The 22,382-nt window shown below is 57.5% G+C and carries 21 protein-coding genes and 1 tRNA gene; 15 read left to right on the top strand and 7 right to left on the bottom strand.

Going from position 1 to position 22,382, the window contains the following annotated elements; genetic code table 11:
• Positions 1-121 precede the first annotated feature (121 nt).
• The 7 genes from ACYP2A_RS20780 to ACYP2A_RS20750 all read left to right on the top strand — a co-directional run bounded on the left by ACYP2A_RS20780 (position 122) and on the right by ACYP2A_RS20750 (position 5,494).
• Positions 122-580 (top strand): type IV pilin protein, encoded by a 459-nt coding sequence (locus tag ACYP2A_RS20780; protein ID WP_459747748.1) that lies wholly within the window; start codon positions 122-124, stop codon positions 578-580.
• Positions 580-1,050, top strand: a complete 471-nt coding sequence (locus tag ACYP2A_RS20775; RefSeq protein ID WP_459747747.1) for a prepilin-type N-terminal cleavage/methylation domain-containing protein — start codon at positions 580-582, stop codon at positions 1,048-1,050. Before ACYP2A_RS20780 ends, ACYP2A_RS20775 begins: the two co-directional genes overlap by 1 nt.
• A complete protein-coding gene (locus ACYP2A_RS20770; RefSeq protein WP_459747745.1) occupies positions 1,034-1,450 on the top strand; it encodes a type IV pilus modification PilV family protein in 417 nt (138 codons plus the stop codon). Before ACYP2A_RS20775 ends, ACYP2A_RS20770 begins: the two co-directional genes overlap by 17 nt.
• Entirely contained in the window at positions 1,447-2,139 is a 693-nt protein-coding gene (locus ACYP2A_RS20765) for a PilW family protein (RefSeq protein ID WP_459747744.1), read from the top strand. Before ACYP2A_RS20770 ends, ACYP2A_RS20765 begins: the two co-directional genes overlap by 4 nt.
• A gap of 12 nt (positions 2,140-2,151) precedes the next feature.
• On the top strand, positions 2,152-4,008 hold the full coding sequence (locus tag ACYP2A_RS20760; protein ID WP_459747743.1) for a hypothetical protein: 1,857 nt from the start codon (positions 2,152-2,154) through the stop codon (positions 4,006-4,008).
• 136 nt (positions 4,009-4,144) lie between these two features.
• Positions 4,145-4,636 carry a hypothetical protein gene (locus tag ACYP2A_RS20755; RefSeq protein WP_459747742.1) on the top strand — a complete coding sequence of 164 codons (492 nt, stop codon included), beginning with the start codon at positions 4,145-4,147 and terminating at the stop codon, positions 4,634-4,636.
• A gap of 72 nt (positions 4,637-4,708) precedes the next feature.
• Positions 4,709-5,494 carry a hypothetical protein gene (locus tag ACYP2A_RS20750; RefSeq protein ID WP_459747741.1) on the top strand — a complete coding sequence of 262 codons (786 nt, stop codon included), beginning with the start codon at positions 4,709-4,711 and terminating at the stop codon, positions 5,492-5,494.
• A 48-nt stretch (positions 5,495-5,542) separates the two neighbouring features.
• On the opposite strand, the gene gabP is transcribed toward ACYP2A_RS20750, so the two are convergent.
• Complete coding sequence (gene gabP / locus ACYP2A_RS20745; protein WP_459747739.1) at positions 5,543-6,937, bottom strand: GABA permease; 1,395 nt, start codon at positions 6,935-6,937, stop codon at positions 5,543-5,545.
• Positions 6,938-7,429: 492 nt separating this feature from the next.
• On the opposite strand from gabP, the gene ACYP2A_RS20740 reads away from it, so the two are divergent.
• The 6 genes from ACYP2A_RS20740 (at position 7,430) to ACYP2A_RS20715 (ending at position 13,608) form a co-directional block, all read left to right on the top strand.
• Positions 7,430-8,203: an ABC transporter ATP-binding protein gene (locus ACYP2A_RS20740; RefSeq protein ID WP_459747738.1), complete on the top strand. Its 774-nt coding sequence runs from the start codon at positions 7,430-7,432 to the stop codon at positions 8,201-8,203.
• Positions 8,204-8,217: 14 nt separating this feature from the next.
• A complete protein-coding gene (locus ACYP2A_RS20735; protein WP_459747737.1) occupies positions 8,218-8,982 on the top strand; it encodes an ABC transporter substrate-binding protein in 765 nt (254 codons plus the stop codon).
• A gap of 72 nt (positions 8,983-9,054) precedes the next feature.
• Complete coding sequence (locus tag ACYP2A_RS20730) at positions 9,055-9,750, top strand: ABC transporter permease (RefSeq protein WP_459747736.1); 696 nt, start codon at positions 9,055-9,057, stop codon at positions 9,748-9,750.
• Positions 9,747-10,436 carry an ABC transporter permease gene (locus tag ACYP2A_RS20725; RefSeq protein WP_459747735.1) on the top strand — a complete coding sequence of 230 codons (690 nt, stop codon included), beginning with the start codon at positions 9,747-9,749 and terminating at the stop codon, positions 10,434-10,436. The genes ACYP2A_RS20730 and ACYP2A_RS20725 overlap by 4 nt, the downstream gene beginning before the upstream one ends.
• Positions 10,437-10,539: 103 nt before the next feature.
• Entirely contained in the window at positions 10,540-12,207 is a 1,668-nt protein-coding gene (locus ACYP2A_RS20720; RefSeq protein WP_459747734.1) for a DNA glycosylase AlkZ-like family protein, read from the top strand.
• 180 nt (positions 12,208-12,387) lie between these two features.
• Positions 12,388-13,608 (top strand): methyltransferase, encoded by a 1,221-nt coding sequence (locus tag ACYP2A_RS20715; RefSeq protein WP_459747733.1) that lies wholly within the window; start codon positions 12,388-12,390, stop codon positions 13,606-13,608.
• Positions 13,609-13,806: 198 nt separating this feature from the next.
• On the opposite strand, the gene ACYP2A_RS20710 is transcribed toward ACYP2A_RS20715, so the two are convergent.
• A complete protein-coding gene (locus tag ACYP2A_RS20710; RefSeq protein WP_459747732.1) occupies positions 13,807-14,787 on the bottom strand; it encodes a J domain-containing protein in 981 nt (326 codons plus the stop codon).
• A 261-nt stretch (positions 14,788-15,048) separates the two neighbouring features.
• Between ACYP2A_RS20710 and ACYP2A_RS20705 the strand changes: the two genes are divergently transcribed.
• Both ACYP2A_RS20705 and ACYP2A_RS20700 read left to right on the top strand, forming a co-directional pair.
• Positions 15,049-15,124, top strand: a tRNA-Thr gene (locus ACYP2A_RS20705).
• A gap of 1,132 nt (positions 15,125-16,256) precedes the next feature.
• A complete protein-coding gene (locus tag ACYP2A_RS20700) occupies positions 16,257-18,392 on the top strand; it encodes a hypothetical protein (protein WP_459747730.1) in 2,136 nt (711 codons plus the stop codon).
• Positions 18,393-18,549: 157 nt separating this feature from the next.
• Here the strand turns inward: ACYP2A_RS20700 and ACYP2A_RS20695 are convergent, their stop codons facing one another.
• Genes ACYP2A_RS20695 through ACYP2A_RS20675 form a run of 5 tightly spaced genes read right to left on the bottom strand, consistent with a single transcriptional unit; the run spans position 18,550 to position 22,382 of the window.
• Positions 18,550-19,527: a hypothetical protein gene (locus ACYP2A_RS20695; protein ID WP_459747728.1), complete on the bottom strand. Its 978-nt coding sequence runs from the start codon at positions 19,525-19,527 to the stop codon at positions 18,550-18,552.
• Positions 19,512-20,210 carry a hypothetical protein gene (locus tag ACYP2A_RS20690; protein WP_459747727.1) on the bottom strand — a complete coding sequence of 233 codons (699 nt, stop codon included), beginning with the start codon at positions 20,208-20,210 and terminating at the stop codon, positions 19,512-19,514. Before ACYP2A_RS20690 ends, ACYP2A_RS20695 begins: the two co-directional genes overlap by 16 nt.
• Positions 20,207-20,758, bottom strand: a complete 552-nt coding sequence (locus ACYP2A_RS20685) for a baseplate complex protein (protein WP_459747726.1) — start codon at positions 20,756-20,758, stop codon at positions 20,207-20,209. The genes ACYP2A_RS20690 and ACYP2A_RS20685 overlap by 4 nt, the downstream gene beginning before the upstream one ends.
• Positions 20,755-21,678, bottom strand: a complete 924-nt coding sequence (locus tag ACYP2A_RS20680) for a hypothetical protein (RefSeq protein WP_459747725.1) — start codon at positions 21,676-21,678, stop codon at positions 20,755-20,757. The genes ACYP2A_RS20685 and ACYP2A_RS20680 overlap by 4 nt, the downstream gene beginning before the upstream one ends.
• Complete coding sequence (locus ACYP2A_RS20675; protein WP_459747723.1) at positions 21,675-22,382, bottom strand: phage tail protein; 708 nt, start codon at positions 22,380-22,382, stop codon at positions 21,675-21,677. Before ACYP2A_RS20675 ends, ACYP2A_RS20680 begins: the two co-directional genes overlap by 4 nt.

Below are 22,382 nucleotides of genomic sequence, written 5' to 3'. Positions count from 1 at the left end.
CGCCCCTCGACAAACGGCAGCCAATAATCGGAAAGCCCTATAAAAGTTCACCTTCTGGTTCCGAACGGCTTGGTGGCATAGTAGTATCGCATTAATACTTTGGTTAATTGCGGTTTCCGATATGTGTGCTACACGCAGCGGCAACATTCGTGGCTTTACCCTCATCGAATTGCTGATCACCATCGCCATCGTGGGGATTCTGGCCGGCATCGCCTTTCCGTCCTACGAGAGCTACGTGACCAAAAGCAAGCTCAAGGGCGCGCAGTCGGATCTGGTGGCGTTGAGCCTGGTGCTGGAGAACTTCTACCAGAAGCAACTCAAATACCCGACCACGACCACCACCACGACCGCCGACACCCGTTGCGTCGCCGCCACCGGCACCACCACCTGCACCGCTGCCGGCTGGCAACCGAGCCAGACCGATTCGTTCGTCTACAAGATCGTGACCGCGTCGGCCACCACCTACAAGGTCGAAGCCTTGGGCACCAGCGGCAAGGTCAACGGCTGCAGCATTACCCTGACCCAGGACAACGTCCGGGCGATAGGCAGTTGCACCGGTTACGGCACGAGCTGGCTGTGATGAAGCGCAGCCAGGGTTTCACCCTCATCGAACTGATGATCACCATCGCCATTTTCAGCCTGATGGTGACGATGGGCGCGCAGCTGACCACGTCATGGGTCAACAGCGCGCAGCAACGCGATGCCGCCGGCCTGCTCAAGCAAGGCATCAGCCGCGCCAAGGCCACCGCGTTGCGCAATCCGGGTGGGGCATTGAACAGCTGGCCTGCAGCAGCGCTTTGCCGCTCGGGTCAGGTGCTGAAGCTGTACAGCATCACCGATCAGGCCAGCATCAATTGCTCCTCGACCAGTAATATTCTGTGGCAGACCGATCTACCCAGCGCGGCCACTCTTCAGGCAGGCGGTACGGACATCTCTTGCGTTGCTTTCAACAGCCGGGGTCTGCCAGTGACCGGCAGCAACGCCTGTACCACGAGCACGATCAGTGTGACGGTCGGCAGTGAGAGCGCAGTCGATGTCGAAATCATTTGAAGCAAGCCCACGTGCGCAGCGTGGCGATATATTGCTGGAGTCACTGATTGGCATTGTGTTGATGGCGATCATTGGCTTGGGCATGACCTATGCCTCGTCACGGGCGGCGGTCAGCCAGCGCGATATGAAAGTGCAGAATATTGCGGTCAGTCAGATGCGTGATTTGATTGCGAAGTATGGGAAGACGCTTTGTTCGACCAACTCCACCCGGGCCACGATCACTCTACCGACACAAACCACTGCCATTACCCTTGATGCCTCCTGCACCGATGCTGCCAGTGTCACCATCGGTGGCGTGGCCGTTAGCCCAACCAGTACGTTAGGCAAGGTAGTGCTGACCACTCGAAGCAGCGACAGCTCGCTGTTCGGCGGCATCATTCGCGTCGGTGACGAAACGTGAAACGCGGCCAGCGCGGCTTCAACCTGATCAGCTTGATGGTCGGTATAACGCTGTCGCTGATCAGCGTGCTGGCCATGCTTTCGCTGTACAAGAACATGGTTGGTATTTCGGTGCAGTCGATTCAGGATTCACGGCAGGACGGGCAGATTGCTGCGGCCCTGCTGACGGCTCAACAAGAGCTGCGCAATGCCGGCTTCTGGATCACCGTCACCAGCACGCTGGATACCCGCTTAAAGCTGCTGTACAACGCCACTTTGACCAATGGCACACTGTCAGGTACCGCCCGCACCCTCTCGGGTACCGAGACGAGCGGCAACGCTATGGTCTGGATCTACCAAACCAGCAGTAGCGCCACCGCCACTTGCGCCGGTTTGCTGGTGCAAAGCGGCAAACTGGTGCGCCTGCAAGGTGCGAGCAGTTGCACGACGCTGGCACAATGGAACAGCACGACCTGGACCGCGACCACACTGATCGAAACCAACCAGCCGGCAGATTTTTTCAAAGCCGTGCAAGTCGCTTGCTGGCCATTTGGCAAAGCCGTAACGCCCCTCAGTACGACGAGCCTGCCGCTCAAAGTCACCATCACTGCCGCCACCAGCGTCCTGGACTCGACCAGCACAGAGTCCGCACCGGTGTATGTAAAAAGCACCAGCGAAACCTGTCTGCCCAACCTTGTCACGAGCACCTAGCAGGAACCTGCAATGTTCAATTCCCGCCTGCTAAGCAATCGAGCGACACGCACCCGCCAGCGCGGCATGGCGACGACCCTGCTCATGATGCTGACTGGCGTAGCGCTGACGGCAACCACCATGGGCATGATGCATAGCATCCGCAGCGCGCAAGATCAGCAGATGGCCAGCCATGCTTCAGTATCCGCCGAGTCCAAGGCTTGGGAGGCAGTGGAACTGGTGCGTACATACTTGGACGCTGCACAGAAAGCTAATTTAAGTTCGCTGACAAGAGGGCAAACACTTACGACGAGCGTGAGCGGCCTGACTGTAAAAGTGTCCGTCCCCTATGACTCAACGACTGGCTATATCGGCTTTACATTGACAGGCGTTGTGAACGCTAATACGCCTGCCGCATCCAGCTCAACCGTTGAAGCCATTTACACAGTCGGCAGCTCTGGCAGCGCTACAAACACGCTTCTGAGTACCATTTCACTCGCCAAGACACTTGACCTGACCGGCTCGATTAAATTTACAGGATTGGAAAATACGATCATTGCCGTTGACGGCGATGCATCCATAGGAGCAACGGGAGGGGGGTCGATCACCGGACTCACTAACCTTCAAGCCACAGGTGATATATCCATTGGCTCAGGCAATCAGGTAAACACCGTCTTCGCTAACGGAAAGCTGACACTTCTCGGGTCCGCCAGCGTCACTAAAGGCTCTGCGATAAAAGAAATTAAAAACTCCAGCGGCGGAACGCAAGGCGCCTTGAAAACCAACGCCACGGTCACGGTTGACAACGGCACCACCAACGAAATAAATGCGATAGGCAATGTCATCGTCAACAGCTGGCCAACGACAAAAATCGTGAACAGCGGCGCGACAGTCACATGCCCTAGCCAATATTGGATGCAGTACACCTCAATCAATGCCAAAGCCACGAGCGGCTGCCCGACCGCGAACATATCCAATCAGGTTCCAGCCTCTACCTTGACGGCCTTAACGCCAATTACGGTCAACAGAATAAAAATTGATGCCACTGACTACAAATCATCCGCCAATTATATTTTTGAATACGTAAGCAACAAGATTCGCGTGACCGTTAGCGGCATCAATGGCATCACCGATGGCGTTTATTACCTTGGCAAGTATGGTTATCAAAATGATCGGGGGTATAACGACTTTCTATGCACCGCAACGGATGCCTCCGGGAACTGCACCACACCCGCATCACCCACCGGTGTCCGAACGCTGTGTGAGGGACAATCAACGTCAAATGGCTGCGTCACTTATAGCACCGGCACATGGACAGTCTCAGGAAAAAGCCTTGCGCCTGGCGTACTCTGGTTTAACGGAAACCTGACCATGTCCAATGGTCGGTATTACAACACTGTCGTCGCAACAGGCAACATCACGACGTCGGGCGACCATAAACTGTGGGCACTCAATTACGCTGGCTACAGTATTATTTGCGACAATGAATACCCCAGCGGTTATAAAACAACTGATTTTTCTGGAATGTACCCCATTGCATTTTGTGATAAGTCCGGCACAAAGCTGAAGTCAAATGCACTGGGGAATATTTCTTACCTCTCAGGGCTATACACGGGCAGCACATTTAGCGGAGGGATTATCAAACTCGGCGCGTCATCAGAAGTGTCCGGCACTATCATGGCAGGCGATACGTTCCTTACCGAAGGAAGCAGTACCGTTCACGGATATATCACCGCTGCTGGCCAAGGAAGTTCCGTCATCAATACGTGGGGCGGTTCGACGACTATTGATTTAACCGGTGCGCCCAAGACTTACGATCCCGGCACAGTACCCTCCACTGGCGGCGGACCGAGCACGTCAACAGCGGTTAAATGGACGCGAAACCTGTAACTCTGATCACCTTGAAATACGCCAAAGCTTTAGCAGCACCAAAGGCGCGTATTTTAATCACCCCGCTTGGCTATTCCCCCCATCTACGTTTCAATACCCGCCCCCCCACATCCACCGTCGCCCAAGGACAGCCACCATGGCCTCGCAAGACAAGCAGCAAAAGCGCGCCCAACGCGCAAAAATCAAGGCCAAGCAAAACCGCTCCGGTCGTAAACCCCAGACACCGGTGCATTCGCTGTTCGCCTCGCCGCTGGTGGATAACCCGTTCGATGACGTGAAGATCGACCTCAGCACCTTCGACTTCAAGGACCTGGTCGAGAACGGTTTCGACCCGGCCGACTTCGAAGACCTGTTCGAAGCCATGCACGCCGCCGAAGCCATCAGCCAGCTGGCGTTGTGCGCGGTGTTCATTCAATACCCGGTGCTGGAGCTGGTGCTGGCCGAGGAAGACGGCGAGCAAGCCACCGACTTCATGATGGGCCTGCTGATCACCTACCGCGCCCTGTTCCACAACGAAGACGAAGACACAGCCCTGGAGTGGATCGAGACCGATGCCTTCCAGAACGACTACCAGAAAGCCTCTGACCTGCTGGTGATGCGCAACGAAAGCCAGCGTCGCGGGCGCTGACTGGCCAGTATCGTCACGATTGGCACGGGCGATTAAACTCGTCCGTTCAAGCCAATTGCCCTGGAGACCGCCATGGCCTCGTCATCCAAGCAGCAAAAACGCGCCAAAAGAGCCAAGACCAAAGCCAAGCAGCAGCGCGTGCAACGCCAGGCCAGCCATTCTTCGGCTGGCTACTTTGCGAACCATGACGCTCCATCACCCGCCATTCAGCGCGCCTTTGCCGACTTTCACACTGGATTGACCGAGTATCAGCCGGGGCAAGTACTTCACCCCGCCGTCCTTGAACACTTCGCTGAAATGCAACAGGCCGAGGCCAACAGCCTGGAAGATCTGCTCCTGACATTCCTCGACGGGCCATTCGGTGCACCGCTTCTTGATATTGACGAAGAGCTGGTTGATGGCAAGTTGCGAGACTTGCTGTCCTTTTACTGGGCCTGGTCTGAGGGGCTGGACAGGGAAACCGCCGAAGATCGTATCGACGACCCAGAATTCGTGATAGCCCTCGCTTACACCATCATGTGCATCAATGGTGAGGAGCCTGCGGTCGACTTCGAAGCCATTAACGAATTCATGGAAGAGCATTACCAAGCGCTCAAGCAGGCCGAAGCCATCAGCCAGGAAGAGATGCTCAAGGTCTTTCTCGAAGGTCCGCTGCTACCGGATGAAGAGGAGATGCTCGAACTGGATGACGAGGAAGTGGCCGCTCATGTCAGTCTGTCGCTCATCATGTATTGGGACTGGTCCGAAGGGCTGAGCGAGGACGAGGCATTGACGCGCATTGCTTCCGGGCAATTCCAGATAGATCTGAATAATGCCAAGAAGCGTATCGATGACGAGATGAAGGCGATTTTTGGTTAAGCGGTGGGGCTTTCGCGGCTGAAGCCATTGCCTCAGCCGCGAATCACACTAGTTCAGAACGGTTTTACCCTGCTGCGCTGCCACCTTGCGGCGACGCGAGATCAGCAGACCGGTCGCCACCACACCCAGGCTCAGCAGCGCTGTCGCCACCACTTCCATGCGGTGTTTTTCCATGAACAGCATGGTGGTCAGCACGCCGACGATGAAGATGATCACCGCCCAGGTCAGCCACGGGAACAGCCACATGCGGAAGGTCAGCGGCTCGCCTTTGGCGACCAGTTGACGACGCATGCGCAGTTGCGAGATGGCGATCACCAGATACACCAGCAAAGCAATGGCGCCAGAGCTGGCCAGCAGGAACTCGAACACAGCTTCCGGCGCGACGTAGTTGGCGATCACGGTCAGGAACGCCGCTGCGGTGGACAGCATGACCGCCCAGTACGGCGTACCGGCCTGTGTGGTGCGCTTGGCGACACCCGGCGCGTCACCGCGTTTGCCCAGCGAGTAGAGCATGCGCGAGGCGGTGTACAGCGCCGAGTTCAGGCAACTGGTCACGGCAATCAGCACCACGACATCGACGATCATCTTGGCATTCGGGATGCCCATGCGTTCCAGCACGGTCTGGTAGGACCCCACGGCCGCCAGGGTCGGGTCGTTCCATGGCACCAGCGCCACGACGATAAAGATCGACACCAGATAAAACAGGCAGATCCGCCAGATCACCGAGTTGGTGGCCTTGGTGATCTGCTTGGCCGGGTCTTTGGACTCGGCCGCCGCGATGGTGACGATTTCGGTGCCCATGAACGAGAACATGGTGGTCAGAATCGCTGCCAGCACCGCGCCCATGCCGTTGGGCATGAAACCGCCAGTGTCGAACAGATGATCAATACCGCTGACCTGGCTGGTCGGCAGAAAGCCGAAGATGGCGGCCACACCCAGGCACACGAAGGCGACGATCGACAGTACCTTGATCAGCGCGAACCAGAACTCGAACTCGCCGTAGTTCTTGACGCTGAACAGGTTGGTCGCGGTCAGCAGCAGGGTGATGACCAGCGAGTAGACCCAGAACGAGATGTTCGGCCACCAGGCATGCAGGATCGCGGCAGCGGCGTTGGCCTCCAGCGGAATCACCAGTACCCAGAACCACCAGTACAGCCAGCCGATGGTGAAACCGGCCCAACGTCCGATCGCACGGTCGGCGTAGGTCGAAAACGAACCGGTGTCAGGCGATGCAACAGCCATTTCGGCCAGCATGCGCATGACCAGCACGACCAGGGTGCCGGCGGCGGCATAGGCCAGCAGCACAGCGGGACCGGCAGCAGCAATGGCATGACCGGAACCGACGAACAGACCGGCACCAATCACGCCGGCAATCGACAGCATGGTGATGTGCCGGGGCTTCAACCCCTGATCGAGCGTTGAGAAATTTTCGGAATTGCTCATTTAAAGCACCTTTGCGAGACGAGCTATACGCATCGCCGTTCATCGTAAAAAGTATGCAACGGCTATGTTCTTTATTATTTACGCAAGATCCACGCCAAAATGTTCTGATTACGACGTCGCTCAGAGAACGCCTACTTTTCAGGTCAGATTCGTCCTGAAAAGTGATGGGAATCTTTTACAGGGCGTGCAGGATTTGTTACCGAACACCCCAGGATTTATTCCCACAAATGCACCACAAAGAAACACCTACTCACAAATGCCCCGATACGGTGCACGCTGAATCGTTACCGCTGCCAAAAGGCGCTTCCCTGTACCCGGCAAAACTGGCAACATCGCGCCTTTTTCGCGCACGAGGCTCCCCGGTTTTGGATGCCGCGACACGTTCCTGCATCGATGCGACACGCCGTCGCATCCTGCGTTTTTGGCGCTATGCTTGGCCTCGCCAGGAAGGCCGCCAATAAGCAGGAGCACATAAATCTATGAGGACCCCACATGGCTGAGGCCACGCCCGCCCTGGAAATCCGCAACCTGCACAAGCGCTACGGCAAGCTTGATGTACTCAAAGGCATTTCCCTGACCGCCCGTGACGGCGATGTGATCTCGATCCTGGGCTCGTCCGGCTCCGGAAAATCCACCCTGCTGCGCTGCATCAACCTGCTTGAGAACCCGCATCAGGGCCAGATTCTGGTCGGTGGCGAAGAGCTGCGCCTCAAGGCCGCCAAAAATGGCGAACTGGTAGCGGCCGATAACAAGCAGATCAACCGCCTGCGCAGCGAAATCGGCTTTGTGTTCCAGAACTTCAACCTCTGGCCGCACATGAGCGTGCTCGACAACATCATCGAGGCGCCGCGCCGGGTGCTCGGCCAGAGCAAGGCCGAGGCCATTGAGGTGGCCGAAGCGCTGCTGGCCAAGGTCGGTATCGCCGACAAGCGCCACGTCTACCCCACGCAACTGTCGGGCGGCCAGCAACAACGCGCAGCCATTGCACGCACGCTGGCCATGCAGCCCAAGGTGATTCTGTTCGACGAACCGACCTCGGCACTGGACCCGGAAATGGTTCAGGAAGTGCTCAACGTCATTCGAGGCCTGGCCGAAGAGGGCCGGACCATGCTGCTGGTGACCCACGAAATGAATTTCGCCCGCCAGGTGTCCAGTGAAGTAGTCTTCCTGCACCAGGGGCAGGTCGAAGAACAGGGCACGCCACAGCAAGTGTTCGAGGCGCCCCGGTCGGTAAGGTGTCAACAATTCATGTCGAGCAATCGCTAAACGGAGCAACACCCATGCAGACGTACAAGAAGTTACTGCTGGCCGCCGCTGCCACTCTGGCAATCACCGGCAATGCGTTCGCCGAAAGCCTGAAATTCGGGATCGAAGCGGCCTACCCGCCGTTCAACAACAAGGATGCCAGCGGCCAGGTCGTGGGCTTCGACTATGAAATCGCCCAGGCCCTGTGCGCCAGACTCAAGGCTGAATGCCAGGCCGTGACCTCCGACTGGGACGGGATCATTCCAGCCCTGAACTCGAAGAAGTTCGACTTCCTGGTGTCGTCGCTGTCGATCACCGACGAGCGCAAGCAGGCCGTCGACTTCACCGACCCGTACTATTCCAACAAGCTGCAGTTCATCGCCCCGAAGGCGACCCAGATCAAGACCGACAGCGTCGACGCCCTCAAGGCTGAGCTGAAAGACAAGAGCATCGGCGCCCAGCGCTCGACCCTGGCCAGCACCTGGCTGGAAGACAACCTGGGCAGCGACGTCAAGGTCAGCCTGTACGACACCCAGGAAAACGCCTACCTCGACCTGTCCGCCGGCCGCACCGATGCCATCCTGGCCGACAAGTACGTCAGCTACGAGTGGCTCAAGAGCGAAGCCGGCAAGAACTTCGAGTTCAAAGGCAACCCGGTCGAAGAAAACGACAAGGTCGGCATCGCCGTCCGCAAGGGTGACCCGCTGCGTGAAAAGCTCAACGCGGCCCTGAAAGAAATCATCGCTGACGGCACCTACAAGAAGATCAACGACAAGTACTTCCCGTTCAGCATCCTCTGATCTGCCCCCGGTGAACGCTGCGCCCTTGCTGGCGCAGCCTTCTCTGAAGGGTGACTGAAAAAGCCTGCCCCCATGAACTTCGAACTCCACGGATTCGGCCCGGCCCTTGCGGCGGGTGCGCTGATGACCGTCCAGCTTGCCGCTTGCGCCCTGAGCCTGGGCCTGGTGCTGGGCCTGCTTGGCGCGCTGGCCAAAACCTCTTCCAGCCGCACCCTGCAATGGCTGGGCGGCACCTATTCGACCCTGGTGCGCGGCATCCCCGAGCTGCTGTGGGTGCTACTGATCTACTTCGGCACCATCAACGCCATGCACGCCCTCGGCGAGTGGCTGGGCATGCCGGAACTTGAACTCACCGCCTTCGCTGCCGGCGTCATTGCCCTGGGGCTGTGCTTCGGCGCCTACGCCACCGAAGTGTTTCGCGGCGCCATTCTCGCCGTGCCCAAGGGCCACCGCGAAGCCGGCCTGGCGCTGGGCCTGTCGCGCCCGCGCATCTTCATTCGCGTGGTCATGCCGCAAATGTGGCGCGTCGCACTGCCGGGCCTGGGCAACCTGTTCATGGTGATGATGAAAGACACCGCACTGGTTTCGGTGATCGGCCTGGAAGAAATCATGCGCCATGCGCAAATCGCCGTGACCGTCACCAAAGAGCCGTTCACCTTCTACGTGGTCGCCGCCTTCATGTACCTGGGCCTGACCATCATTGCCATGACCGGCATCCACCTGCTGGAAAAGCGCGCCGCACGCGGCTTTGTGAGGAGTGCCTCATGAACTGGGAAGTGATCATCAAATGGCTGCCCCGGCTGGCCCAGGGCGCGACCCTGACCCTGGAGCTGGTGGCCATCGCGGTTATCGCCGGCTTGATTCTGGCCATCCCGCTGGGCATCGCCCGCACCTCGAAACACCTGCCGGTGCGCGCCCTGCCCTACGCCTACATTTTCTTCTTCCGCGGCACGCCGCTGCTGGTGCAGCTGTTTCTGGTCTACTACGGCATGGCGCAGTTCGAAGCCGTGCGCCAGAGCGTGTTGTGGCCTTATCTGCGCAACCCGTTCTGGTGCGCAGTCATCACCATGACCCTGCACACCGCCGCCTACATCGCCGAAATCCTGCGCGGCGCCATCCAGGCCGTGCCGCCCGGCGAAATCGAAGCGGCCCGCGCACTGGGCATGTCGAAAAACAAGGCGCTGTTCTACATCATCCTGCCGCGTGCCGCGCGCATCGGCCTGCCGGCCTATAGCAACGAAGTGATCCTGATGCTCAAGGCCAGCGCCCTGGCCAGCACCATCACCCTGCTGGAACTGACCGGTATGGCCCGCACCATCATCGCCCGCACGTACCTGCCGGTAGAGATCTTCTTTGCCGCCGGCATGTTTTACCTGGCCATGTCGTTTTTGCTGGTGCAGGGGTTCAAGCTGCTGGAGAAAGTGCTGCGGGTGGACATGACGCAGGGACGGTGAGCAGGACCGGTCAGCCCTAATCGGAGCGGCCGCTTTCAACGAGTCAGACCCTGCCGTCATAATCGGCTTTATCCGTGAGCCCGTCGCAAGGAACTGCCACCTCATGAGCACCATTGTGCCGTTGCGCGAATCCCTCACCGTCGAGTTCAAAAGTGATCGGGCCAAGCTACCGGATCGTGAACTGATCGAGTCACTGGCCTGCCTCGCCAATACAGAAGGCGGTGAACTGTGGCTGGGGGTCGAAGACGATGGCACGCCAACCGGCCTGCATGCGGATCATTTTTTTCTGCAAGGTCTTGCCGCGATGGTGGCTGCGCGCACGTCTCCATCACTGGATGTGCAGGTTGAGGCGGTCGAAATAGTGGGCATTACGGTGGCCCGCATTCGCGTCCCCAAAGTGTCTGGAGAAGTAGCAACCACCAACGGCGTCTATCTACGGCGTCGCCTCAAATACGACGGCACGCCTGAGTGCGTGGCCATGCTGCCCCATGAGCGCAGCAGCCGTGCATCCCGCTTTGGCCTGCTCGATGTGTCAGCACAACCGGTTGCCGGTACTACGCTGGATGACCTGGACCCTCTGGAACGAGAGAGACTGCGACAGGCCGTTCAACAATACGGTGGTGATCGTGTACTGCTGGAGCTGGATGACGAAGCGCTCGACGGCGCCTTGATGCTGACTGCCCGTCAACCAGACAGCTCTCGCATTCCAACGCTTACAGGGCTGTTACTGGTAGGCCGGGAAACCTCTTTACGCCAGTGGGTGCCCACCCACGAGTTTGCCTTTCAGGTACTGGCCCAGCAGGCCGTTCACTTCAACGAGTTTCGACGTTTTCCGCTACTCAAGGCCCTGGACTGGCTGGAAACCAATTTCCGCCCCTACAACCCTGAGGAGGAGCTGCAGGTCGGTCTGTTCCGCGTACCGGTACCAAAAGTCGATATGGGGGCTTTTCGCGAGGCGGTGGCCAATGCAGTAGTACACCGTGATTATCACGGCCGCGGCGCCGTCCATGTACGCCTTGAGGACGATGCCCTTGTGGTCAGCAATCCCGGCGGCCTGGTCGATGGTGTGACTCTGAGCAACCTGCTGGTCACCGAGCCGCGCCCGCGCAACCCAAGCCTGGCGGATGCCATGAAGCGCATCGGCGTGGTCGAACGCTCCGGACGCGGCGTCGACAAGATTTATCGTGGATTGCTCAAGTTTGGCCGCCCTGCCCCTGACTATGGCTATACCACAGCTCAAGGCGTTGTCCTGCGTTTGCCGACCTCGGCGGCCGATCTCGACTTCTGCCAGAAAGTACTCGAAGAGGAACGACGCATCGGGGCGCCGCTTCCAATTGATAGCCTGATTGCCTTGAGCGCCTTGCGATCCGCCAAACGCGTAACGGCTGACGAGTTGGCCAAGCACATTCAGCGCGACGCGGCCTCTGCCAAGCGAACACTCGAAGCCCTGACAGAAGCAGGTCTGGTTGACGCGCATGGCGCTACGCGCGGACGCAGCTACACACTCTCGGCCAGCCTCTACCAAGCGTCCGGAGACAAAGCAGCCTATACCCGGCAGGCGGGCTTCACCTCCATTCAGCATGAGCAGATGGTTTTGAGCTATGCGCGTCAGCATGGAAAGATCAAACGCGTGGAGGTTAAAGAGCTGTGCCGTATAAGTGATGAACAAGCCAAAAAATTGCTGGCTCGACTTCGAGACAAGCAACAGCTTGTCCAGCACGGTCAGAAACGAGCCACCTTTTACACCCTGACACCCGATCTACCGACCTGAGCGTTATGGGGTGTTATGGGGCAGTCCAACGCTGTTATGGGCGTTTATGGAGGAGTTATGGGGCGGTTATGGGTTAGTTATGGGGCAGTTATGGAGTTTTATGGGCGCTCCACCCCAAAACCCAGTGGCCTATTGCTCTGCATTACGTCTCAATAACCCAGCTCTCAATGGCCCGCCAGCATGCACAGCCCCTGTAACCTGCTCACCCGCTTCCACGCCTTGGACCGCTTCCTCGTCGAGCACCAGGTGCTGTGGCGGCCCAAGCCGTTTACCGAGCAGCGCCTGCCTTGGGAAGCCGATCATCCCCAGCTCGCCCACTGGCTGCGCAGCCGCACGCTGGAACAGGCCGAAGCCGCGCACAACCATCCCGAGCACCTGCAAGCGCCCGCGCCGTTCCCGCAGTGGGCCGCCGAGGCCATCGCGCTGGCGCATGTCGATGAGCTGCCTAGCCAGCCTTTGACGCCCGTAGAACCGCGCCTGAGCGTCGATGTGCCGGGGCGTAAATGGCAACAGATCGAAGCCTTCGCCAGCCACCTGAACCTGCAACCGGCGCCGACTCACTGGCTCGACTGGTGCGCCGGCAAAGGCCATCTCGGCCGCCGCCTGACCGACGCCAGCCAGCGCCTCACCTGCCTGGAATACGACCCGGCACTGATCGACGCCGGCCACGCGCTAAGCGTGCGGCACAAGGTGCAGGCCGAGCACCTGCAACAAGACGTCATGGCCGACGACACCCACCAGCACCTGCACGCCGGGCACACACCCGTGGCCCTGCATGCCTGTGGTGACCTGCATGTGCAACTGATGCACCTGGCCAGCGACGCCGGCTGCCGGCAACTGGCAATTGCGCCATGCTGCTACAACCGCACGCAACACAGCCACTATCAGGCGCTGTCCAAAGACGGCCAGGCCTCGCGGCTGAGTTTGTCCCGCGACGATCTGGGCCTGCCCCTGAGCGAAACCGTCACCGCGCCGGGCCGCGTACGCCGCCAGCGTGACCAGTCGATGGCCCGCCGCCTGGGCTTTGATCTGCTGCAACGCCAGTTGCGCGGCGTCGACAGCTACTTGCCGACCCCGTCACTGCCCGTCGCCTGGCTGGCCAAACCCTATGCCGACTACTGCCTTGAGCTGGCAACGCTGAAAAACCTGCCCGCGCCCGGCCCGCAAGACTGGGCCGCACTGGAGGCCGCCGGCTGGCAACGCCTGCGCGAGGTGCGCAACCTGGAACTGGTGCGCAACCTGTTCCGCCGCCCGCTGGAACTGTGGCTGGTGCTGGACCGCGCCCTGTACCTGCAAGCGCGCGGCTACCACGTGCAACTCGGCACGTTCTGCCCCGCAAGCCTGACCCCACGCAACCTGCTGCTGATTGCCCGACAAAAAACATCCACAACCTGTGGATAAGTCTGTTGATTAAAATCCGGAGCCTGGGGAAAAACCTGTCGAAAATGCCCTGCACACAAGGCGGAATAATCCCGCACGCAAAGTCAAGCACCGCGTAATCCGCAGGCTGGCGAGCAGACGCACGTCGGGATTTCAGCCGTATGTCCGAAACCGATCCTGGGGTCGTGAACTTGTGAATAAGACTTTGAACAGTTGGATTCAAAACTGATCGGCTTTCAACCGCACAGGCGAAGCGCCACGCTCATGCAGCTTGCTCAGCGTCAGCTTGTAGACACTGGATTTGATCTGACTGCCCATCGGCGTCTCTTCCAGCAGAATGCGGCTCGATGCAAAGACACAGCCGGTGTCGAGCATCTGGTATTTGAGCAAATAGTAACCAGCATCCATCCGCGCAAAGGTGAACTGACCGCCAGCAGGAATGTACGCATACCGATAAGCGTTGCGCCCTACAGCGTCTGTCACCTTGGCGTACACCGCCGACTGGCCGCCGGCATTGTCGATCACAATCTGCGACCAGCCATTGTCCTTGCGCATCGGCAAGCCTTTCAGATAACCCGCCTGCACAGGCCAGGCCGCACCCAGCGGGTCGGCCGCCGGCACAACACATTCAGGCTCGGTAATCACCGGCGTCAGCACCGCATTGGTCAAATCGGCGCGTTCCGACGCCGGCGTGTCTCGTGGGTCGACCACTGGCAACGACTCGGTCGGGATAAACGACTGCGCCGCATTGCGCTCATACCCCATCCACGCCCCGCCGGCGCAAAAAATCACGAACACCGCCGCCCAACGCCACACGCGCCGCTGGCGAACCGGCTTGCCCGCCGGCGCATCAGCAGGCCGAGACCTGGGCGCAGAATCCTGGGCAGAAGGTGCCGGCCGCGCGGGCTGAGCCGCAGCGGCATACATCGCCGCACCCTGGCGCGAAGCGGCCTGCGGCGACAAAGCACGCGCGCGCCGCTCATCCTCGGCCAACTGCGCATCATACAAGATGCGCTTGGCCGGGTTGCGCAGCACCTCATGCGACGCATTGAGCTCACTCATCAAATCCGACGCATTCGGCGCCGGATTACGATCAGGATGCAGCTGCTGCGCCAGCTTGCGATAAGCCCGCTTGATCTGCTCAGGCGTCGCATCGCGCGCGACATTCAGGTGCTCGTAGTGGGTAAAGGTCTTCTGCATTAGGCTTGCGGTCCATGGCATCTTGCCAGCTCGCAACTATATCGGCATAAAGCGCCAGAGCTTCAATGAAACTGTGCACTGAGGCGGATAGCGCTGCAACACCGATGCCCGCAGGAACGCCTTCAGCCGTGAAGAGGCCCGCCTGATCGACACATTTCTCGCGGTCTGCCGGCCTCATCCACCCATCGAGAAAATTTCTCCAACCGAATCAGCAAGCTAGGCTTTACAAGCGCATCAGACTCTATATACTCTGGCGCCATTGCCGGTATAGCTCAGTTGGTAGAGCAACTGACTTGTAATCAGTAGGTCCCGGGTTCGACTCCTGGTGCCGGCACCATACAAAACAAGGGCTTGCAGCGATGCAGGCCCTTTGTTTTTCCCCCAGACGTAATAAGGGACGTAACAAGGCCGCCACATGACCTTGCGTACACGCTCACAACGTCCAGCTCACACGCAGCCACAAGCGCTCACGAACAGCAGCGCGAGACCTACGGCCGCCACCCCCTTTAGGAGCCATTTCCTAAAATTTGTTGGGGGTAAAAAAAAGAGCGATATTAGTAATATGCTTTGCCGAAAACGGCTACAGCCCTTGTAAATCAAGGCCTCCAGCGGTTTGGGGAAAAGGCGATATTTAGGCGATATGAAAGCGATAGTATTACCTTTTATAGAAGCAATATTTCCATTCCTTAAAACCCAATGAATCCGGGGGTTTGAGGAAAATATTACCTTCCATATCGCTTCATATTACCTTTGCTTGTAATACGCAGAACCCAGTAAAACCGGGGGTTCCAGACCCTATTGGTGGGCCGTATAGCTAATATCGCTCTTTTTGAAAACACTACCCCACGCCTGAGATTCACTCTCATTTAAAAAGCTTTTTTTCACCAACCTTTCTGACGAGCATGACCGCCTGTAGATCGTCACCAGCTCGTGCAAGCATGTGCAAGGTGGAACAGGTCGTGGATCTGGCTACAACCCCGGCCCGCTTGGCCTCTAGCGTTTTTTATTGGTCTGCCCATCGATGACCTGGTGCACACTTCCAAGAGCCGTGCAGATTTTGAAAACTACCGCTTTCGCCAGTTTTCCAATTTTTCGCCCAGGCGGGCTGGGCCTTCCAGGAATTGCCCCTCCGGTTCCGGCCTGTGGCGCGCTGTGCAAGGCGATGACATTTTTCTGCAAAACCTTGCACGCTGTGCAATGGCCGCTGCCCTGCGCAACCCCACGGCCGGCGTGGGCTGGAGCATCGGTTGCACCACACCTCGGGTTTGCACAAAAAAGGGACACAAAGCCCGTCGGCGGGAGGGGGATAAGTGTTTTTTTGTAGATTTTTTTTTATGGTCTAACGTTAAAATCTTGGAGCACGGACACTACATATGAGTGCGGACTCGTAAAAGCAAAATGTATTCTGCTACATTTAAACCACAGAAACTTCACAAAGCCTTGTAGTTACATCAAAGGAAGGACCCTTCATGCTTACAGAAAAAGCTATACACTTAGAGCTTGAGCGCCTTATCAATAATGGTGTTTTCTATAAAAGCATTAACGCAAATGACATTCAGAAAATAAAAAACATTACATCTACTAATGAAAATCTGCTTCCGGCATTTTCCATAGATGAATATGTTCGAAAAAGATATGCTTTCTCTGCCGAAAACACGCTACGATCTATTGAAAAACTAGAGATATTGACATCTGATAACAATATTTCAACTCAACTCAATCAAATATTGCGCCCAGACTTGGTATGTATCAACCCTGAAACTCAACAGGTTATAATTTTTGAAATAAAAAAATCTAACCAGACGGAGCGCCAAGCCTTAACTGAACTTTTAGCATACGAACACGAGATAAAAAATCTTCTTCCATTCATTTCCAGCCACGACCTAACTTTTGTCTTAGTCTCAACTGAATGGTCAGTACTGCTAGAGCACGCCGCAGGAAGTGCTGTTTCATGGGCAAACAAAAATTTGCTATGCTTAAAAGCAAATATTAATAAAAAAAATCTTACATTTAATATTCATACGTTCACATCCTGGAAAATAACAGGCAACGTTTTTTTTCCACCTAAAAGCGCGTCAAGCATTGCTATATCCTTCGAAGCTAATTCGTCCATAGAAGATTCAGAGATAACATACCGGCTAGATCTGTTGCTGAATTTTTTTGCTAGGGAGGCAGATAAAGCTGGCCTGCATGGTTTTGCTATTACCACCACGGACTTAGGCGCAAAAAATAAAAGATCGTATCAGATTGTCTTTTGCGCGATCAGTCCACTGGCTTTTTTTGACAACATGCTGTCCTCTGGACAAATAACTGCACAGGATGGCCATCTAGTAAAAAAAGTCGAAAGGCACAAAATAAAAAATGGTGACACCTCAGGCATTTCCTCTTTAGATTTCCTGATATCAAAGATGGTCAGACCTCGTTTAAGCGTCTTCGATAATGTGGAGTTCGGGAATTATACCCCATGGAATGTAATGAGAAACAAGTTGAAAGATCAAAGCCTACCTACATTGGTAGAGTTTTGGGGGCTACCAGCGGACTATGTTAGGGACTACATAACTAACCCAGCGGTATTGAACGCGCGTGAAACACTATTTGCAATAGGTACGACCGACTGGCGATATCCGTACACAGGTCTGTGGCTAATCCGAAACTTATTTGAGCCGTCTTTTTGCCGCGATGGTTTTGTTCGACCTTCAGACACTTTTCGCTTAGGCATTACTCTAGGACATGATAGCTATTTACGCTATGTAGCTAAGAACTCCCCAAAACGACCAAAGAACATTGAAGCCGCTATGTTTTGGAATTTCTCAACATTAGAGTGTTACCTTGATGAGATATTTGTAATGGCTCGGACGGCCAAGACTATATCTGACCCTAAGACACCAATACAATTTTCCGCAAATGTTGACTATGAAATTGATCACAAGCTATTGATTGACTGGCTCACATCTGAAGTTCTTAGCAAGGATAAACTGCATATCAAAATCTTTTATCTAGGATTGAATCTATCTCAATCAATCACAGCAGAGGATCTTCAACCCTCTAACTTTAGATCGTTAACGACTGACACGCTTATTTTGAGCGAATTGAAAGCCACAGTAAAATATATTTTAGAAAACTCCCTCAACTACCACTCATACAATGAAGCTGAAAAGCTGAAACTACTTGAAAAAGCAATTTCTACAATCGGTATTTCCTTCGAGGAGTTGAGAGATAGAAAAATAAACCTTACACATACTGATATAGATCTGATATACATCGCATTAAAAGATATTCTTAGCTTAGCAGATCTAACTATGGAGGCAGTAACTCATATTTATCCGAATCTACCTGCAATGCATGTGGACTGGGATGCTCTTAAGCAGGGAATTGATGAGATGTACAAACGAGGCGTACGATATCCAGCTATTTTTATATCAACCAGTGGAGTGATTGGAACTGCTTCCTATGACAGCGTGGAATATGTAAAAGCTTTCGCAACTTTGAAAGACACAGATCAAGAAGTTTTTTTCATGGATGGATCTTCAGGAATTGAATTTTTTAAAATTGAAAAATGGTCCGATTTGAGAGCAGGGAAAATCATTCGACCGCCAATCCCTTAAGCCCCTAACTGACCATATCAAAATCACTGCCTTCGCTTGAGAAAACACTCTACACTTGCCGAAGATAAACTTCTGAATAAAATACAATTGTAGAAGCCGCTGTAGCTAAAAGCCAATATAAACAGATGCTCAGAGGGTACTAACTAGTGCCTTCAAACTAAAGAGTGATGGCTTTGATCTTGCCGCCCAGCAGCGTGGCATTGGTGGCTTTCAGACTGAAAGCGGCGGCATCCGTCGGGCTTGGCGTCGGCCCCGGCACATGGGTATGCGCGGCCAGCTGGGTGTTCATCTGGGCCACCAGATCGATCAGATCGGCCAGCACAGCCAGCACGTTAACGCCGCTCGATCCGATCCATGTTTTGGGCGACTCATATCGCTGGCTCTGGTCCGCAATACTCTTGCGCAGCCCCTTGATGCGCTCGGCCATGTCGCCACCGATCACCGCGTTATGCTTCTGACCGACCACCAGATTCAGATCCCGGCCTGTCGCTTGGTGCAGGTCGTCCACAGCGGCCAGGCTCGCGCTGCCGGCAGACAGCAGTTTCATGGCGCCCAGCGCCTCAATGGTCTTGATCCCTCCCACCGATTCGGTCGAATGCTCGTCGACGGTCTGGGTGTGGCTCTGGTAACCCTCCTGGTTTAACAGCGCCTGGACCTGGCGCTCACTGCAAGCGTCCTTGATGGCGGCGTCCGTCTGCCGCGTCCAGTTGCCATCGGCATCGACGCGCTGTTGCACCGCATCACTGTGCTGCCACACCTGGTCCCCTTTCGGTACTTGGGGCAGGCTCAGGCCATGCGGCAGCACCGTTTGAATAAATGGTTTGTCCGGGCGCCCGTAGGCAAAGCCCATCACCACAGTGGTGCCTTCGGACGGGAAACCGAAAAACCCCATCTCATCGCCGCCAATGGCCACCGGCAGCGGCACGCCGGCCAGCACCGGGATATTGCTGTCAGGCTCGCCGTTTTCGTCGAGTACCTGCAGATCGGCCGCATAGCGTGGGCGGAAACTGTCACAGATGCCGGCCGCTGCCGGCGCGTCGGCCACGCCCTGAATCACCGCGAAGCGCGGCAAGTGATAGTTGCCAGCCAGCTCGGGGAACTGGCGCTGCACAGCGCGGGTTATTGCTTCTTCCATCTCAAGGCCATCTGGTCGGCGGACAGCGAGACGGACATGACCCGCTGCTCCTGGTTAATCAGTGCTCCAGGACGAACGCCCGGTAGGGCCGCAATCATTGCGCTCTGGTTGTCCTGGTAGCCGTTAAAAAGCTCGATGGGCAGTTGCAGCGCCTCACGGGCGCCAAAGTAGCTGTCTGCCCAACTGCCTACGAATACTTCCCCGTCGCCCTGCTGCTGCCAGATCGGGTCGGGAATGTTGTAGATCCTGGCCAGGCTATCCATCGCCTGAATGCCGGTGGCCAGGTTGTAGAAATACGGTGCTTTGGTGCGCGCATAGGCCTGCTCAGGCACGCGAAAACGCAGGCCGGTGCGTTCGCTGATCGCGCCCAGCACGTCGTGCAGATCGACGTGGCGCAGGTTCAACGGCAGCGAGCTGTTGAGGATCGCGGTCAGCTCACGGCAGGCCAGCAACTGTTCCATGCTGTTCACTTGGGTGCTGCGCTCGACATAACCGATGAAAAACCGCTGCAGCGGCCGGTCGTTGTAGCCCAGATCGAGGATCACCAGCCCGCTCAGGGCCTCGGCCGACCGAACGGTGAACGAGGCGCGCCCGGGCGATCGCAGATCGAGGCGGACATCGTCCTTGACCAGCGGCACCACGGTGCCGGCGACGGTCAGCACCTTGTGCAGTTTCAGGCTCATTTTTCACCAATCCACTTGTCGATTTTGCCAAGCACGCTTTCAAAGCCGGTCAGTTCCTGCTGGCCGTCGCCGCTACTGCTGCCGGTGCCGGCATCGCCCGACGCGGCTACGGCCTGGCCAGTTGCCGACTGGGCGGCGGTGGCCTTAGCAGCCTGCCGGTTCTCCACACGCTCTGGGTTGCTCAGGTACTCGGTCAGGGTGAACTGCACGGTCCAGGCGCGGATGCTGTCGCCTTCCCGGGCGCTGACCCCCTCGCTGAACTGCACCTGGCGCACGCCAAACGCAGCGGCCGTGTCATTGACGATGCGGTACGTCTTGAGCTGCCCGCCGCTGGCCGTGGCCTCGGCCAGTTTCATCAGGGCTTGCAGCCAGTCCGCTTGGGTGTAGGGAATCAAGCCGGTGAAGGCCAGCGTCTTGGGCTTGAAACCGTTGTGGGCCTTGTCCGTGCTGCTGCTCTGCCCGGACAGGTCTGCGCTTTCGATGCGCAGACTGCCCGTAGCATTCAGGGTCTTGGCGCGCACGTATTCGCCATCGAGCAAAAGAGTCATAGGCCCAGCATCTCCCGCACAAAGCCCAGCCCGGGCAGCGAGCCGATCAGGACAACGCCGGCGCACATGCCGAACTCATGCCCTGGGGTTTCGCCGTCCAGCAACTGCTGGCCCAGCTCAGCCGGCGTGCCCGGTCCCAACAGGCGTACCTGCATGCTGGTGTTTGGCACATTGCCGGCCAGTTGCTCAATCAGATCAGTCAGTTGGCTGGCCATGCCCTGCGCCTGCTCGACCTTCTTGGCCGCAAGCCGGCCCAGATCGGCCAACGGCGAACTGTCGGCCGCGTAGCTTTCCAGCGCGGCGACCTGGCTGGACAGCGCCTGGCTGGCGGCTTTGGTGATGGTGCAGCGCTCCAGGGGCATCTGCCCCCAGCCGGGCACCGTGACCGCCGTAGGAATCTCCCACTTTTCGATCTCCAGCTTGAACAACTGCTGTGCACGGCGTTCGGCGCGTTGCAGATCCGGGAACGGCAGCAACTGGTTGAAACCGGCCAGGGTATTGGCCAACTGGTCGTAACGAGCGCCCAGGAACAGCACGACCAGGGCATGTTGATCGCCGGTTGGCAGAGCGGCATCGGTGCTGTCCTGTAGGCGAGTGCCGAGGTGTTGCACCAGGTTCGGCGCCGACAGCGCACGCAGCATGCCGGTGCCTTGCCCGACCCCGGCCTGAAACGGCGTGGCCACCAGGCAGGTCGGCACTTCGCCCAGCACTTCGGTGATCGCAGCTCGACCGGCCTCTATACCCTGTTTGGCCAGCTCGACGATTGCGCCCGGGGCGGTGGTGGCGATGCTCGCAAGGCCTTGGATTCGCGTGGCTGCCTGATCGAGCGTGGCCGATGCCAGTTGCTTGGCCCCTGCCAGGTCATCGAGAAACTGCGTGGCCTGGGTCGGCCACTGCAAGGTCACTGGGGTCCAGGTCATACGTCCGGCCCCCAGACCACGGCCTCAAGGGCGGCCAGGTCCTCGGCGGCGAGCGCATCGGCCAGCCGCTGTTTCAGGTCCAGGGCTTTCTGCAGGCGTGCCAGCCGGTGGCTGTTGAAGTCGGCGCCGGCAGCCTTGAGTTGCTTGACCGTGTGCACACGGTAGGCTTTGACCCCGGCCACGTCGCGGCAGACCAGGCTCCCGGCCGTGCCCAGTTGCAATTGGCTGGTCAGGTTCAGTTGATCCGCAAATGCGCTGTCGTAGTGGTGCTGCTCGCCCAGGGCGGCCGAGACGAAACCGCCCAGAATCTCACGCTCGCACACCGCATTGATCGTCTCGACCTGCTCGCGGTAAAGCGCCTGTAGTTGCGCTGGCACATCGGCGGTCCATTGGCCGTCCTGCCAGACCTGCTGCGCGCCGGGCGCTTGCAGGGTGTAGCCGTCCGGCAGCGGTCCCGGCTGCTCGATCAGCAACGACTCGCCAGTTGTTTGGTGGAAGGCGGTCTGACCCTGGAAGGATTCAGTCAGGCGCCATTGCTCGCCGTTCCAGTGGGCGACCTGGTTCGGCCCGGGCTCAGGCGGCGCTTGCTCGACGCAGCCGCCGGGAATCAGCCAGACACCCGGCTCCAGCGGGCATGCGTCGGCGTCGGCGGTCCCGACAAACACGCCATTGGCGTCGGTCTGGTAAACAGTCAGTGTGATCAT

The organism is Pseudomonas sp. 3A(2025), from assembly GCF_054589175.1.
The sequence above is the reverse complement of the archived record's forward strand: the minus strand, read 5'-3'. Positions and strand labels throughout refer to the sequence as shown.

Bases quoted from the DNA above. Each gene is read 5' to 3' on its own strand.
- ACYP2A_RS20750 (WP_459747741.1), top strand. From the start codon at position 4,709: ATGGCCTCGTCATCCAAGCAGCAAAAACGCGCCAAAAGAGCCAAGACC.
- ACYP2A_RS20740 (WP_459747738.1), top strand. From the start codon at position 7,430: ATGGCTGAGGCCACGCCCGCCCTGGAAATCCGCAACCTGCACAAGCGC.
- ACYP2A_RS20720 (WP_459747734.1), top strand. From the start codon at position 10,540: ATGAGCACCATTGTGCCGTTGCGCGAATCCCTCACCGTCGAGTTCAAA.
- ACYP2A_RS20775 (WP_459747747.1), top strand. From the start codon at position 580: ATGAAGCGCAGCCAGGGTTTCACCCTCATCGAACTGATGATCACCATC.
- ACYP2A_RS20680 (WP_459747725.1), bottom strand. From the start codon at position 21,678: ATGACCTGGACCCCAGTGACCTTGCAGTGGCCGACCCAGGCCACGCAG.
- ACYP2A_RS20735 (WP_459747737.1), top strand. From the start codon at position 8,218: ATGCAGACGTACAAGAAGTTACTGCTGGCCGCCGCTGCCACTCTGGCA.
- ACYP2A_RS20700 (WP_459747730.1), top strand. From the start codon at position 16,257: ATGCTTACAGAAAAAGCTATACACTTAGAGCTTGAGCGCCTTATCAAT.
- ACYP2A_RS20710 (WP_459747732.1), bottom strand. From the start codon at position 14,787: ATGCAGAAGACCTTTACCCACTACGAGCACCTGAATGTCGCGCGCGAT.
- ACYP2A_RS20715 (WP_459747733.1), top strand. From the start codon at position 12,388: ATGCACAGCCCCTGTAACCTGCTCACCCGCTTCCACGCCTTGGACCGC.
- ACYP2A_RS20730 (WP_459747736.1), top strand. From the start codon at position 9,055: ATGAACTTCGAACTCCACGGATTCGGCCCGGCCCTTGCGGCGGGTGCG.
- ACYP2A_RS20755 (WP_459747742.1), top strand. From the start codon at position 4,145: ATGGCCTCGCAAGACAAGCAGCAAAAGCGCGCCCAACGCGCAAAAATC.
- ACYP2A_RS20760 (WP_459747743.1), top strand. From the start codon at position 2,152: ATGTTCAATTCCCGCCTGCTAAGCAATCGAGCGACACGCACCCGCCAG.
- ACYP2A_RS20675 (WP_459747723.1), bottom strand. From the start codon at position 22,382: ATGATCACACTGACTGTTTACCAGACCGACGCCAATGGCGTGTTTGTC.
- ACYP2A_RS20695 (WP_459747728.1), bottom strand. From the start codon at position 19,527: ATGGAAGAAGCAATAACCCGCGCTGTGCAGCGCCAGTTCCCCGAGCTG.
- ACYP2A_RS20685 (WP_459747726.1), bottom strand. From the start codon at position 20,758: ATGACTCTTTTGCTCGATGGCGAATACGTGCGCGCCAAGACCCTGAAT.
- ACYP2A_RS20770 (WP_459747745.1), top strand. From the start codon at position 1,034: ATGTCGAAATCATTTGAAGCAAGCCCACGTGCGCAGCGTGGCGATATA.
- gabP (WP_459747739.1), bottom strand. From the start codon at position 6,937: ATGAGCAATTCCGAAAATTTCTCAACGCTCGATCAGGGGTTGAAGCCC.
- ACYP2A_RS20780 (WP_459747748.1), top strand. From the start codon at position 122: ATGTGTGCTACACGCAGCGGCAACATTCGTGGCTTTACCCTCATCGAA.
- ACYP2A_RS20725 (WP_459747735.1), top strand. From the start codon at position 9,747: ATGAACTGGGAAGTGATCATCAAATGGCTGCCCCGGCTGGCCCAGGGC.
- ACYP2A_RS20690 (WP_459747727.1), bottom strand. From the start codon at position 20,210: ATGAGCCTGAAACTGCACAAGGTGCTGACCGTCGCCGGCACCGTGGTG.